Source organism: Robertmurraya sp. DFI.2.37 (assembly GCF_029211245.1).
GTDB classification, from domain to species: domain Bacteria; phylum Bacillota; class Bacilli; order Bacillales; family Cytobacillaceae; genus Robertmurraya; species Robertmurraya methanolica_A.
Window position 1 is genome coordinate 1 of the sequence record NZ_JARGEJ010000044.1, and the last position, 13,493, is coordinate 13,493.

A 13,493-nucleotide genomic window follows, 5' to 3' on the forward strand; every position below is an offset into this window, starting at 1 on the left:
TTAAAGGCTTCCCAATGTTGATGATGATCAAAAAAGATCTCTTTTAGAATATTTCTGTCCATAAATAAAAAATACCACAGCCCTAATGACTGCGGTAGACCTTAAATTTTTATACTTTCTTATCTTTCAAAAAAGACACGGTCGTGGACCGTGTCTTTTAATACGAATCGTTCATTTTTTATGAACAATATTCATAAAGCTTTCCTCTAATGCCTTTAGTTTAATCTGACTTTCCTCTAAGGTTTCTCCTTTAACACCGAAATAAAATTTTATTTTCGGTTCTGTACCAGAAGGTCTTAAACAAACCCATGAATCATCTTCAAGGAAGTATTTCAATACATTTGATTGCGGCAAATTAATTTTTTCTTTCCCTGTTTCTGTAGTTCGTATACCTTCTAAGTAATCCTCCTGTTTGATTACCTTTTGTCCACCAATCTCCAGTAACGGAACCTTTCGAAAAGAGGCCAATATATGTTCTATACGCTCTGCTCCAGACTTTCCCTTTAATGTTAAGGATTGAAGTCCCTCTTGATAAAAGCCATATTTTTTATATAGAGACAATAACGCCTCGTATAAAGACAATCCTTTTTCCTTATAAAAAGCACATACCTCTGTCGCTAAAAGTGCTGCCTGCACAGCATCTTTATCTCGGGTGAACGCCCCAATTAAATATCCATAGCTCTCCTCGTATCCGAACAAAAACTGATATTTTCCAGTTGTCTCAAATTGCTTTATTTTTTCAGCAATGAATTTAAAACCAGTAAGAACATCGATTGTTTCAACTCCATAAGATGAGGCAACAGCTCTTCCAAGCTCTGATGTAACAATGGTTTTCAGCATTACACCATTTTTCGGAAGAGTATCTTTCTCCGCCTTCTCCGCAAGTAAATAATGAAGCAATAAAGCTCCAGTTTGATTTCCAGTAAGTACTTGGTACTCTCCATTTAAATCCTTTACTGCAATTCCGAGACGATCCGCATCAGGATCGGTAGCAATTAACAAGTCTGCATTTATCTCCAAGCCCTTTTTAATCGCAAGTGTGAATGCTTCATGCTCCTCAGGATTTGGACTTTTAACGGTTGAAAATTGAGGATCCGGTTGTTCTTGCTCTTTAACAACGGTAACATTTGTATAGTTCAATAACTCTAGACCTTTTTGAACCAACTTATTAGCTGTTCCATGCAAAGGGGTAAAGACAATTTTAATTGCTGATTTTTGACCAAGTTCATTTTCAGAAATCGTTACAAGCTCCTTCAAATAAGCTCGATCAACTTTCTCACCTATTATTTTAATTAAACCTGCTTGCTTCAACTCTTTTTCAGCATCGACCTGAATGCGAAGCTCATCTTCGATGTCATTAACATTAGCAATAACAATATCCGCCTCTTCTGGTGGTAACTGGGCTCCATCTTCCCCGTAAACTTTATAGCCATTATATTCTGGCGGATTATGACTGGCAGTAATAACAATACCTGAAAATGCTTGTAAATAACGGACGGCAAACGATAACTCAGGAGTAGGTCTCAATTCATCAAATATGTAGGTTTGAATGCCCCTTGTCGCCAATGTCTTGGCTGCTTCCAAAGCAAATTCTTGCGACTTATAACGTGAATCATAGGCAATTACAACACCTCTTTTTTTCGCATCTGCTCCAAATGACTCAATAAAGGACGCTAATCCGGCTGTCGCTTTTCGAATCGTGTATAGGTTCATGCGATTTATACCTGCGCCAATTTCTCCGCGCATCCCTCCGGTACCGAATTCTAAATTTTTGTAAAATGCCTCTTCTAATTCCGTTTCATTTAAAGAAAGTAACTGAGTCTTCAATTCTAAATCTAGAGCATGATACTGAAACCATCTTTCTGCATCTTCTTTCCAACCCATACTATCCCCCCAGACCTCAAAAATGGAATCTCTATCCATTATAGCTCACTCTCTAATTCCATGGACAGATTTTTAAAATATCTCATCACTAAATTTATAATGGCGGACTAAACCTAAAAGATTGTACTAACTAACTTAATATTGATCATTCTTTTGTTCCCTTAAAAACTTTTAAAAATTTTCGTAATCTTAATCGTTTAATTTGAAAAACAACTGTTAACAGCATAAAATAATGGGGACTAACTTTAAAGGAATTGGTGTAATGAGCGAAAAAAAAGATCAAAGGGAATCACTTATCTTTATTGCTTGGGCCGCAGCTGTTATTGCCATGTTTGGAAGCTTGTATTTTTCTGAAATTCGCCAGTATGAACCTTGCGAATTGTGTTGGTATCAAAGAATCATTATGTACCCATTCGTCGTTATTTTAGGGATTGCTACAGTAAAGAAGGATTATAAAATCTCCTTATATACGATGATATTATCAGCTATAGGCGGGATGATCTCCATGTATCATTACGGTATTCAAAAGCTTTCCTTTTTAGCTGATGCAGCACCTGCATGTGGTCGTATTCCATGTACTGCCGCATACATAAACTGGTTTGGATTTATCACCATTCCATTCCTTGCTCTTACCGCTTTTGTTATCATATTTATTTGTAGTTTTCTCATCTGGAAAAAAACAAAGGAGGTTTCCTAAATTGAAAAAAGTAATCATCTTTCTAGCTATTATTATTGTTCTATTTGCTGGTGTAGCCTTATTAACAAAAATGCAAAATGAGGAAAAAGTGTCCGAAGATAATAAGTACAAAAAAGACACTTTACACCCGGAAACGATCGCACAGCTAGATGATCCAAATTATCAAAACCTTATCTTACCTGAGGAGTTAAAAGAAAAGTTGGATAATAACGAAGACGTCACGGTTTATTTTTATAGTCCCACATGCTCTCATTGTCAACGGACAACCCCGGTTGTTGCACCGCTCTCAGAGGAGTTGGGAATTGATTTAGTGCAGTATAACCTATTAGAATTTGAGAAGGGCTGGGATCAATACGGTATTTCAGAAACTCCAACTATTGTTCAGTATCGAAATGGCGAAGAGGTAGCACGTATTGTCGGTTATAAGGAAAAAGAAGTTTTCGAAGAATGGTTTAATCAAAATAGTCAATAGCATTCTGAATCCTTAAACCCAATTAAAAATAATATCGACTTTAGCAAAAAAACGAAAACGATTCTTTAGATCGTTTTCGTTTTTTCATCCTAGCAGTTTATATTAGCAATTCATTCGCTGCTTTAGTGTAAATACTAAAGGAATCATTATGATTTTCCTTAGCCTGATCAGCTTCCAAAAACTGCTCAAAGTCAAACGGAAAAAACAATCCATATTCTTTCAGAATCGCAACATTCCTTTGAAACATGGATTTATGTTTTACTAAGAGTGTGGTCGATTCCAAAATTGATATAAGAGTCTGTAAGCTCGTAATGACTTGATAGGCTTCCTTTAATGTGCCAAAATACTCAAAATGTCTTGTGGAAGTATGCAGTACCTTCAAAGCTTCAAATTTTTCGATTTCTTTGTCAGAATAATAAAGAGGAAATACATTTTGATAAAACGTTCTTATTAGTTCTTTAATCTTTTCTTCTTGGTCTGGTGTTGACGCAAATACAACTTTCACCTGTAACCCACCTTTAATGAAACATGTAATCGATTTGTTATATACGCTAAGGATAACATACGTAAGTAAGCTAAAAGCGTGGTAATTATCGCCAAAGTTTAAAAACAACGATAAATTGGGGTGCCTTTTTAAAGCGAAAAATTCTTTAATTTATCGTCTTTAAGATTACATATGAAAGGAGTTCGTCATGATCGTTTCTTCTAAAAAAGGACAATGGTTTGAATTAGTTGCTCCAACGGAATGGCAAGGAATTACAAGTGAGCAATTATTTTCAAAGGTCTGGCAAGCCCCCAAAAAACTTACACATTTATTAAGAATGAATAAAGAAGTAACGATAAATGGAAAACCTGCCGTTTGGACAAATCCATTAAAAACTGGGGATCGCCTGCAAATTAAATTATTTTCAGACGTTGATTTTGGATTGATACCTCAATATATGAATGTAAACATCCTATACGAGGATGAGCACTTATTAATTGCCGACAAACCTCCCGGTATCAATACTCATCCTAATGATCCAGAACAAACGAATACATTAGCAAATGGCATTGCCTACCATTTGCAAGCAAAAGGAGAGTTACGTCAAGTTAAACATATCCATCGACTAGACCGTGACACTTCCGGAGTGATTCTCTTTGCAAAACATGCTTTTATCGGGGCCCTCCTTGATAAAATGCTTCAAGAAAGGCAAATTAAACGAACTTACATTGCGCTTGTCGATGGAAAAATAGGAAAGAAAAAAGGGACGATCGATGCCCCAATAGGGAGAGATCGGCATCATCCAACGAAACGGAGAGTTGCTCCAAATGGACAAAGGGCCATTACCCATTATAATGTTGTCAAGGTTAATAAGGGCGCAACATTAATCAAGTGCAGACTAGATACTGGACGTACTCATCAGATTCGAGTTCACCTCAGTCATATTGGTCATCCCATTGTCGGCGATAAGTTATACGGAAACAGCTCTGTAGAAACAAGACTTCATTTACACGCCGTTGAACTTGAATTTGTTCACCCACTGACTTTCGAACAAATCCATGTCGCTTCACCAATTAATTGGGACTAGTTGATCATGCTCTAAAAAACCAAAAGGGCGTCCACACTGGACGCCCCATTTATATAAACGGCTGCTTGCCGTAGTTTTATGATGCTAATTATCTCTTCCCTTAAAAAATTCGTCCTAAACCAACTGTTCATACACTATCGTAGAGAATAAAAATAACCTTAGAGACAAAAAGTCTCTAAGGTTATTTTTACTAATTTATTGAGGCAGTTCTGGTTTTTCTGCCATCGGAATTTCGCCACTCATGCTTTCCAAGAAAGCAACTAAGTAGCTAACTTCTTCTTGAGTTAAATTTAATGGCTTCATCAGTTCACTCTTATTAGGGTGAGTACCGCCGCCTGTATTGTAATAATTCACAACATCCTCTAGTGTTGCAAGGCTTCCATCGTGCATATACGGAGCAGAATCTGCGATTCCACGCAAACCAGAAGTTCTGAACTTGCCTTTATCCGTCTCATTGCCAGTCACTTCAAATCTTCCATCGTCCCCTTCCATACCAAGGTTATGGTAGTTATGGTCAGATAAAAGAGGGCCAGCGTGACATGAAATACAACTTGCTTTTCCTACGAATAATTTCATTCCTTCTTTTGCTTCATCAGAAATAGCATCGTCATCACCAGCTAAGTATTTGTCAAAGGCTGTGTCTTTGACAACAATAGTTCTTTCGAATGTTGCGATCGCCTTAGCAATATTATCCGCAGTAATTTTATCATTGAAGACTTTATTAAATTCATCAACATAGCCAGGAACTGCATTTAACTCATCAATTAATTCATCAAGATTTTGGTTCATTTCACCTTCTGCTTGAATTGGACCTAACGCTTGTTCTTCTAAGCTGCCTGCACGTCCATCCCAAAAGTTCTCTTTATAATAACCTGAATTTATAATAGTAGGGCTATTTCGATGTCCCTCGAAACCTTCAAATCCAATGAAAGTTGCAAGGCCATCGCCATAACCTGCTCCAGGAGCATGACAAGAAGCACAGCTTAATTTATTATTCCCAGAAAGTCTTTCATCGAAATATAACATTTGTCCTAGTGCAATTTTCTCTTCTGTCATTTCATTGTCCTCTGGGACAGGGATTTCACCAAGTGGTTCGAATTTTGCTTTAGCTGCTTCTAATTCTTCATCTACTTCAGTTGTTGCCGGTTCCTCTCCTTCAGTTGCATCTTTGTCTGCTGGTGCATTAGCTTCATTACTGCTATTACAAGCAGCCAACAACAACAAAGCGAGAAGAAGAGTAAAGAGTAGCTTCATTCTTTTCATTGTAAATACCCCCAAAAAATTTTATTGGCTGAAACTATACTGTCGCGACTTCCATTCATTCCACCCAATTACATTTATTATATAATTAGATTAATTATCATTTTCGACTCATTTTTGAATAAAATGTGAAATATATCACAAATTAATATAAACACGTTAACAGTAGTGTTTATCTAAAAAAACCATTTTGTGCAGCTCTATGCCGGATGGTTCATTACTTTATATGAATAAAACATTTAGTTGATTTTTGACACAGCTTGTTAACCATCCAAAAAAATCGTCTTTTTGTTAAGACATGTTATTTTTTTGTTGTGACATAACTCCTACTTCAAACGAATTCATATTTTTTAAATACCTTTCGCTCAACACTTATCCTTTCTTTACCATGTCGAAAAAAGAAAAGCTAAAATAAAAACGTCTTTTTTTAAGAAGAATAATACTTGCCAATCTCTTAAAAGGAAGTCATTTTTTTTCAACATTACAAAAATGAATTAATCTGATTTTATTCTTGAAATTCACTTCTATAACGAATATTATAGAAAAGGTGTTTTAAAAATGTTCGTGTTTTGGAGGTCAATATGTTTAAATTAAAGGAACATCAAACGAATGTGAAAACGGAGCTATTAGCAGGTGTTACTACATTTTTAACCATGATATATATCGTCGTTGTCAATCCGATCATTTTAGCAGATGCAGGAGTGCCATTCGATCAAGTATTCACGGCAACGATTATTTCTGCAGTTGTGGGCACATTATGGATTGGATTATTTGCCAACTATCCAATTGCTATTGCTCCTGGTATGGGGCTGAACGCTTATTTCGCCTATTCTGTCGTTGGCAGCCACGGAAATATTGATTATATAACAGCGTTTGCTGCCGTTTTTATCGCAGGGATTATTTTCATCATTTTGTCATTAACACCTTTAAGAAATATGCTTATTGAAGCAATTCCGGAAAATTTAAAATTCGGAATTAGCGCTGGTATTGGACTATTTATTGCCTTTATCGGCTTACGTTTAACGGGAATTATTACCGCTCATGAAACAAATTTGGTCGCTTTAGGAAATTTACAAGAGCCATCTGCCTATCTGACACTTATTGGACTAGCTGTCACATTAATTTTAATGTCTCTACGTGTTCATGGTGCACTATTTTTTGGCATGATTGTTACTGGATTAGTTGCTTTCTTTATTGGGGAGCTCTCATTTACACAAGGGTTTGTGGCCCTTCCCAGCTTACCGGAGGGACTTATTGTTTTAAACCCCATTGATGCGCTCGGTGAAGTATTCTCGCACAGTCTTTATGCAGTTGTATTTTCCTTTTTACTTGTAACGATCTTTGATACTACGGGAACAATGGTGGGAGTCGCACAACAGGCCGGGCTGATGAAGGGAAACAAATTGCCTCAAGCGAAAAAAGCATTGCTTGCTGATTCAATTGGGACAACGGTCGGCTCAATGTTTGGAACAAGCCCAACGACTGCCTACATTGAATCTTCAGCAGGTGTCGCAGCCGGAGGTCGAACAGGCTTAACTTCCGTAACCGTTGGAATACTGTTTATTTTAGCCGCATTTTTCGGGCCACTTGTAAGCGCGGTTTCCGGATTATCAGCAATAACAGCTCCCGCGTTAATTATTGTGGGCAGCTTAATGATGGGCTCAATTGCGAAAATTAAATGGAATGAGCTTGATGAAGCTTTTCCCGCCTTTCTAACAATTTTAGCGATGCCGCTCACGTCCAGTATTGCAACAGGAATTGCTTTAGGATTTATTTCCTATCCATTATTAAAAGTAGTTAAGGGAAAATGGCATGAAGTTCATCCTGTTATTTACGTATTTGCTGTACTGTTTTTCTACCAGTTAGCATTTTTACCCCATTAATAAGAATGATTGATTGCACTCGGAAAGAGAAGGAACAAAAGCTAAATACTTTTGTCCTTCTTTTTTTATTTGAATAACTTTCCATTTTCCGATAATGTTAAATATGGAGGTGGAGTAATGAGTTTTTTGCAGCTTTCTAAAGAAAATATTGAATCGGAGCATATATGCTGCGCATTGGGGGCAAAGCAATATGAGCAGGCCGTAATAGAAAAAAAGAACTGGCTTCAGGCCCGAATGGACGAAGGTTTAGTTTTTTATCGCTTGAACGAAAGGGCTAAAGTATTTATTGAATACATACCTGCGAAACACGCGTGGGTTCCTATTCATGCCCCCAATTATATGCATATTAATTGTTTATGGGTGTCAGGAAGATACAAAAATAGCGGCTATGCGAAACAGCTGCTAAATAAATGTAAAGAGGATGCTATTAAGCTGGGAATGGACGGGATCGTACACATTGTTGGAAAGAAAAACTATCCTTTTTTAAGCGATAAGCGCTTCTTTGAACATATGGGGTTTAAAATAGTAGATGAAGCTGAGCCATATTTTCAATTAGTCGCATTAACATGGAATGAGGATGCTGTATTGCCAACTTTTAAAAAACAAACAATAGCACCTATAGAAAGTAAAGGAATCTCTATTTATTACACAGCACAATGCCCTTTTGCCGTTGGAACTTTGGCAGAGTTAAAAAAAATTGCGGAGGATAAAAATGTTCCTTTTCAAATGACAAGAATCTCAACTAAAGAAGCAGCCCAAAATGCACCAATTATATGGACAACCTTTGGTCTATTTTATAATGGGGAATTTATTACACATGAAATGATGAGTGCTAATAAATTTACGAATTTTATTACAAAACAGTTGGAAAGAGAACAATAGCAAGATCCCTTCTCTATCAATAAAATTCGACTGTTCCTGTGGCAATGAATGCTCATTGTCGCACAAACTATGATGAGGCCAAGAATTCTACTTTCCGATAGACGAAAAATGTGCGGTTTGAAGAGCATTTTAACTAAATAGAGATCGTTAATGATAACATACAGCATACAAACCCACAAAAAAAGAGTCTGAACGAAAATGCTTTCAGACTCTTTAAAAAAATCCGTTTTAGGCAACATCTTGCCCTGTTGAGGCAATCCATATTTTAAACCATTGCTGACGTGTCATCACTATTTGTAACGATTCTGCCGCCGCCTTTATCCGCTCTATTTTTCCAGAACCAATTATCGGCATAATCTTTGCTGGATGAAGCAGGAGCCATGCAAACATAATTTTATCAATTTCTGCAATCTCGAGTTCTTCTCCAACCTCTTGCAAAGCTTTCTTTATTCGGACTGATTTTTCATCCTCCCCTGAAAAGATACCTCCTCCTGCAAGAGGTGACCACGCCATTGGAGCTACACGTTTTTGCAAGCATTGATCAATCGTTCCATCTTGAAACGGTTGCAACTGGCTTGCCGATATTTCTATTTGATTTGTGATAAGCGGAAACGGGAGATAGCTATTTAACATTTCAAATTGTGAAGGTGTAAAATTAGATACACCAAAATGTTTCACTTTTCCTGCCTCATTTAATCGCGTAAATGCTTCCGCTACTTCACAAGGATCGATAAATGGATCAGGACGATGAATAAGGAGTACATCAAGATAATCCGTTTTAAGATTTCTCAAAGAGTTTTCTGCACTCATCACGATATGTTCTTTACTCGTATCATAATACTTAATCTCATGTTCTGGTCGCGCTTTTGACACAAGCTTAATGCCACATTTCGTAACAAGCTCGATCTTTTCTCTGATGGAAGGCTTAAGCGCCAAAGCTTTTCCAAATAAAGCCTCGTTTTGGTAACCACCATAAATATCCGCATGATCAAACGTTGTAATTCCTAATTCAAGACATTCCTCAATTAATGAAAGAAGCTCCTCATCTGAAAGCGACCATTCATTTAGGCGCCAAAGTCCCTGAATCAATCTCGAAAAAGATAAATCTTCATTTAATTGAACTCTTTCCATTTTTGTCACCTTTTCTTATATAATTTCTCAAGAGCATCAAGCTTTTAATGTCTTAATTCTCTCAGTACATTGCTCCATAGCCTTTAAAACAGCGGCGCGAAAACCGTGCACCTCCAAAGCAGACACAGCTTCAATCGTCGCTCCACCCGGTGTACATACTTGATCCTTAAGCTCGCCTGGGTGAAGTCCTGTTTCGAGGACCATTTTTGCTGCACCTAACACCGCTTGTGCAGCGAACTTATACGCTTGCTCTCTTGGAATTCCATTCTTTACTCCCCCATCTGCCAAAGCCTCTATAAACATAAAGACATATGCCGGAGAAGAACCGCTTACTGCCGGAATACTATCCATTAGCTCTTCTTGAATAATTTCTGCATGTCCGAAAGAACGAAAAATCGCAAGAACATTGTCTTGCTCCTCATTGCTAACCCTTGAATTAACGCTAAGTGCACTCATACCTTCGCCAACAAAAGATGGAGTATTTGGCATGGAACGAACTGCTTTAATTTGCTGGTCAAATTCCATCTCTAGCCATTGTAGCGTAATTCCCGCTGCGATCGTAATAATGACTACATCCTCTTTAATGTCATCTTTAATTTCTTGAATAACCTCTCGATGCAACTCTGGTTTAATAGCAAGAAAAAGAAGATCAGACGAACAGGCTACCTCTTTATTGCTCATAGTCGTTTTGATTGAAAAATGATGGTTTACTGTTTTTAAAGTTTGTTCCGTTTTCGCACTAACCATAATTTGCTCTGCAGAAATTGTGCCTGATGACAAAACCCCTTTTATCATCGCCTGTGCCATTTTACCGCAGCCTATAAATCCTAGCTTCTGCCCCATTTTTTAAACTCCTTAATCTCTTACATAAAATACTTGCCGTCTGTAAAATACTCTAGCGATCACTTCTCTTTACATATTCCTACAATATAAAGTTTACCAAAGTAGAAGAAAATCTCAAAAAACACCGTAGGTTTGTGATTCTCTTTAACACTATACAAAAAAGTCTCTGAAAACTCCAGAGACTTCATGTATGAGTAAAATGTGAAATTTATGAAACACTAGCAATATAAGTGCATTACTGAGGTGAAATAATGGAGATTTTAGACCTTTTAAAAATTATTGGGCGAATTATTACAATTCTTCCCTTACTGTTAATGGTTACATTAATAATGGGTAAACGATCTATCGGAGAGTTGCCTGTATTTGATTTTTTGGTGATTATTGTTCTAGGCTCCGTAGTTGGTGCAGATATTGCCGAACCTAAAGTCAATCATATTTATACCGTCATTTCCGTTGTTGTTATAGGGCTTTTACAAATATTCGTATCTCTGCTCAAAATTCACAACCGAAGACTAGGTAAATTACTAACGTTTGAACCAACAATCGTAATTCATAATGGACAATTTCTACTTAATAATATGCAAAGAATTCGATACTCAATTGACAACGTTCTCAATATGCTTCGTGAAAATAATGTCTTTAATGTAAAAGATGTGGAACTTGCCATTATTGAAGCAAACGGTAGTCTTTCAGTAAAACTTATTCATCCGAAGGAGCCTGCCAAAATTGAGAATATCCATGCTATCGTTCCAGAACAAGGAATTGAAATACCTGTTATCATCGATGGCGTTATTAACAATGACGTGCTACAATCCTTTAACTTAGACCAAGCCTGGTTGGAAAAAGAGCTTGAGAAAAAGAAAATCACGAATATAAATTCCGTCTTTTATGCCGCCATTAATCACGGAAAAGAACTGCATGTTTCTCCTAAAGAACATCGCTCTAGTGAACAAATACCAATTATTCAACACTGATCCTTATGATTGGGAAGACAGAGTGTATCACCTATCGTTAACTGTTTAGGATTTCGATGCTTGTTAACCATGAAGATCGACATGATGGGGATATTCAATTCTCTTGCGATGGAACAAACGGTATCGCCACTTTTAATCTTGTATACCTTTAATTCGCCTTGGGAAGTTGTGTTCTTTTCCAAAATGAGCACCACCATAGCTTAGAATTTATTCAATACATACCCGTCAATACAGCCATTAAACGCGGATAAGCCTAAACTTCTATACGACAAATTTTGGATTGTGTCATATCTTAATAAAATGAGGCTGTCCCAAAAGCTAAGCTTTTGGGACAATATCTTGTCTAATTCTTTCAATTGAAACGGAAAGCGGCGCTTCCCGTTTCAATTTTTATTTGCGTCAAAAAGTAGAGACCATAGAGCATAAGTAAAAAAAAGGAAAATTCTTTTTATTCACTATAAGATAACAAAAATGTCCATAACCTAACAGAAAAGAAAAAGCTCTGTCAAACAGTCGCTTATAACGACCTTTTGACACAGCTTCTATTTCTATTGTTATCATACGATTTAGGTCCATTTTCTCGTTTTTCAACATCATGCTCTCGTACAAAGCAGTCTTTTCAGCTATCTAATAGGAGGAATTTTCAAGAATAGAGTTAAACCGAAAACAGCATAAGATAGTCCTTTAGTAAACTAAAAATTTATTCATATCTTAACGCCTCAATCGGATCTAGCTTAGAAGCCTTGTTCGCTGGCAGTAATCCAAACACTATTCCAATAACCATGGAGAACACTATGCCACCAACAACAACTTGCCATGAGATTAGAGAAGGCCACCCTGCAAAAGAGGCAACGATTCCCGAGACACCCCAGCCGAGGAGAATCCCAATTATACCTCCAATTAACGTTAAAATAATCGCCTCAATTAAAAACTGCGTGAGCACCTGGGTTCTTGTTGCTCCAAGCGCCATTCGTATTCCAATTTCTCTCGTCCGTTCAGTAACAGAGACAAGCATAATATTCATCACGCCAATTCCCCCGACAAATAAAGAAATTCCAGCAATGCTACCAATGATGATCGTCATAATTCTTGTAATTTGCCCGATCCCTTCTGCCATTTCTTCCATATTGATGACCATATAGGAATCCTCTGTATTGTGAAGCTGATTCAATTGATATGTTGCTTTTTCACCAACTGCTTGAATATGATCTGCAGAAGTAGCTTGAAGAGTCATTTGCGTGACATCATCTTTACCAAACACCATTTTCCAAGTATTAAAAGGAAGGTAGACATCCATGGAGCCAAAGGAAAAAAGACCTGTTGGCTTAGTAAGTACACCAATAATTTCAACCGGCTGACTACCGATGCGAATAACTTCCCCAATCGGACTTTGTCCTTCGAAAAACTTCTCTTGCAAAGAGTAACTAATTAAAGCTGCCCTACGTCCACTTCTAAAATCAGCTTCAGAAAACCCTTGACCCTTTTCAATCTCCAAATTATTTAAGTCCATGTATGCCTGATTAATTCCAAACACTGAGCTGTCTCCCGTTTGTTCCCGATAACGGATTGGGGAATATTCAGAGCTTGATGCAACGACCTGCTTCACTTCTGGAATTGCTTCAAGCATTCGTATATCTTCACTGGTGAATGCTGCCTCATACAACACGCTTGGATTTGCCTGCATTTCTTCTTCACTTGGCTGGTAGAACAGTTCAACTGTATTTCCTGCACCTGTAATCTGCGACTTCAGAACCGCTTCACCACCTTGACCGATAGCGACGACAATAATAACTGCACCTACACCGATAATAATGCCAAGCATCGTTAAAACAGACCGGAGCTTATGAGCCTTTAAAGAACTGAAAGCCATTTTAATATTTTCCATTAAACTCATAG

13 protein-coding genes are annotated in these 13,493 nt (G+C 37.3%); 6 read left to right on the top strand and 7 right to left on the bottom strand.

The window, feature by feature from the left end:
* Positions 1-171 precede the first annotated feature (171 nt).
* On the bottom strand, positions 172-1,884 hold the full coding sequence (locus PZE06_RS18915; protein WP_275791879.1) for a phospho-sugar mutase: 1,713 nt from the start codon (positions 1,882-1,884) through the stop codon (positions 172-174).
* A 262-nt stretch (positions 1,885-2,146) separates the two neighbouring features.
* Here PZE06_RS18915 and PZE06_RS18920 point away from each other — a divergent pair, with 262 nt between their 5' ends.
* Together PZE06_RS18920 and PZE06_RS18925 are read left to right on the top strand one after the other, a co-directional pair.
* Entirely contained in the window at positions 2,147-2,581 is a 435-nt protein-coding gene (locus PZE06_RS18920) for a disulfide oxidoreductase (RefSeq protein WP_275791880.1), read from the top strand.
* A gap of 1 nt (position 2,582) precedes the next feature.
* Complete coding sequence (locus PZE06_RS18925; RefSeq protein ID WP_275791881.1) at positions 2,583-3,053, top strand: thioredoxin family protein; 471 nt, start codon at positions 2,583-2,585, stop codon at positions 3,051-3,053.
* A gap of 97 nt (positions 3,054-3,150) precedes the next feature.
* Here the strand turns inward: PZE06_RS18925 and PZE06_RS18930 are convergent, their stop codons facing one another.
* Positions 3,151-3,558: a YhcU family protein gene (locus PZE06_RS18930; protein ID WP_275791882.1), complete on the bottom strand. Its 408-nt coding sequence runs from the start codon at positions 3,556-3,558 to the stop codon at positions 3,151-3,153.
* 187 nt (positions 3,559-3,745) lie between these two features.
* On the opposite strand from PZE06_RS18930, the gene PZE06_RS18935 reads away from it, so the two are divergent.
* A complete protein-coding gene (locus tag PZE06_RS18935; protein WP_275791883.1) occupies positions 3,746-4,624 on the top strand; it encodes an RluA family pseudouridine synthase in 879 nt (292 codons plus the stop codon).
* A 195-nt stretch (positions 4,625-4,819) separates the two neighbouring features.
* Here the strand turns inward: PZE06_RS18935 and PZE06_RS18940 are convergent, their stop codons facing one another.
* Positions 4,820-5,887, bottom strand: coding sequence for a cytochrome-c peroxidase (locus PZE06_RS18940; protein WP_275791884.1), 1,068 nt, complete (start codon positions 5,885-5,887; stop codon positions 4,820-4,822).
* Between the two features lie 578 nt (positions 5,888-6,465).
* Here PZE06_RS18940 and PZE06_RS18945 point away from each other — a divergent pair.
* Both PZE06_RS18945 and PZE06_RS18950 read left to right on the top strand, forming a co-directional pair.
* Positions 6,466-7,767, top strand: coding sequence for an NCS2 family permease (locus PZE06_RS18945; protein ID WP_275791885.1), 1,302 nt, complete (start codon positions 6,466-6,468; stop codon positions 7,765-7,767).
* 117 nt (positions 7,768-7,884) lie between these two features.
* On the top strand, positions 7,885-8,649 hold the full coding sequence (locus PZE06_RS18950; protein ID WP_275791886.1) for a GNAT family N-acetyltransferase: 765 nt from the start codon (positions 7,885-7,887) through the stop codon (positions 8,647-8,649).
* A gap of 228 nt (positions 8,650-8,877) precedes the next feature.
* Here the strand turns inward: PZE06_RS18950 and PZE06_RS18955 are convergent, their stop codons facing one another.
* Both PZE06_RS18955 and proC read right to left on the bottom strand, forming a co-directional pair.
* A complete protein-coding gene (locus tag PZE06_RS18955) occupies positions 8,878-9,780 on the bottom strand; it encodes an aldo/keto reductase (RefSeq protein ID WP_275791887.1) in 903 nt (300 codons plus the stop codon).
* Positions 9,781-9,816: 36 nt separating this feature from the next.
* Positions 9,817-10,623 carry a pyrroline-5-carboxylate reductase gene (proC, locus tag PZE06_RS18960; RefSeq protein WP_275791888.1) on the bottom strand — a complete coding sequence of 269 codons (807 nt, stop codon included), beginning with the start codon at positions 10,621-10,623 and terminating at the stop codon, positions 9,817-9,819.
* 251 nt (positions 10,624-10,874) lie between these two features.
* Between proC and PZE06_RS18965 the strand changes: the two genes are divergently transcribed.
* Positions 10,875-11,597 carry a DUF421 domain-containing protein gene (locus PZE06_RS18965; protein ID WP_275791889.1) on the top strand — a complete coding sequence of 241 codons (723 nt, stop codon included), beginning with the start codon at positions 10,875-10,877 and terminating at the stop codon, positions 11,595-11,597.
* On the opposite strand, the gene PZE06_RS18970 is transcribed toward PZE06_RS18965, so the two are convergent.
* Both PZE06_RS18970 and PZE06_RS18975 read right to left on the bottom strand, forming a co-directional pair.
* Complete coding sequence (locus tag PZE06_RS18970) at positions 11,588-11,779, bottom strand: LysM peptidoglycan-binding domain-containing protein (protein ID WP_275791890.1); 192 nt, start codon at positions 11,777-11,779, stop codon at positions 11,588-11,590. The two genes, PZE06_RS18965 and PZE06_RS18970, sit on opposite strands and share 10 nt — an antisense overlap.
* 518 nt (positions 11,780-12,297) lie before the next feature.
* The gene (locus PZE06_RS18975; protein WP_275791891.1) at positions 12,298-13,491 is read right to left on the bottom strand and encodes an ABC transporter permease; all 1,194 of its coding nucleotides are present in this window, start codon (positions 13,489-13,491) and stop codon (positions 12,298-12,300) included.
* Positions 13,492-13,493: the final 2 nt, after the last annotated feature.

Excerpts from the sequence above, each read along its gene's own strand:
- PZE06_RS18950 (WP_275791886.1), top strand. The coding sequence starts at position 7,885 with ATGAGTTTTTTGCAGCTTTCTAAAGAAAATATTGAATCGGAGCATATA.
- PZE06_RS18945 (WP_275791885.1), top strand. The coding sequence starts at position 6,466 with ATGTTTAAATTAAAGGAACATCAAACGAATGTGAAAACGGAGCTATTA.
- proC (WP_275791888.1), bottom strand. The coding sequence starts at position 10,623 with ATGGGGCAGAAGCTAGGATTTATAGGCTGCGGTAAAATGGCACAGGCG.
- PZE06_RS18955 (WP_275791887.1), bottom strand. The coding sequence starts at position 9,780 with ATGGAAAGAGTTCAATTAAATGAAGATTTATCTTTTTCGAGATTGATT.
- PZE06_RS18975 (WP_275791891.1), bottom strand. The coding sequence starts at position 13,491 with ATGAGTTTAATGGAAAATATTAAAATGGCTTTCAGTTCTTTAAAGGCT.
- PZE06_RS18915 (WP_275791879.1), bottom strand. The coding sequence starts at position 1,884 with ATGGGTTGGAAAGAAGATGCAGAAAGATGGTTTCAGTATCATGCTCTA.
- PZE06_RS18935 (WP_275791883.1), top strand. The coding sequence starts at position 3,746 with ATGATCGTTTCTTCTAAAAAAGGACAATGGTTTGAATTAGTTGCTCCA.
- PZE06_RS18965 (WP_275791889.1), top strand. The coding sequence starts at position 10,875 with ATGGAGATTTTAGACCTTTTAAAAATTATTGGGCGAATTATTACAATT.
- PZE06_RS18940 (WP_275791884.1), bottom strand. The coding sequence starts at position 5,887 with ATGAAAAGAATGAAGCTACTCTTTACTCTTCTTCTCGCTTTGTTGTTG.
- PZE06_RS18920 (WP_275791880.1), top strand. The coding sequence starts at position 2,147 with ATGAGCGAAAAAAAAGATCAAAGGGAATCACTTATCTTTATTGCTTGG.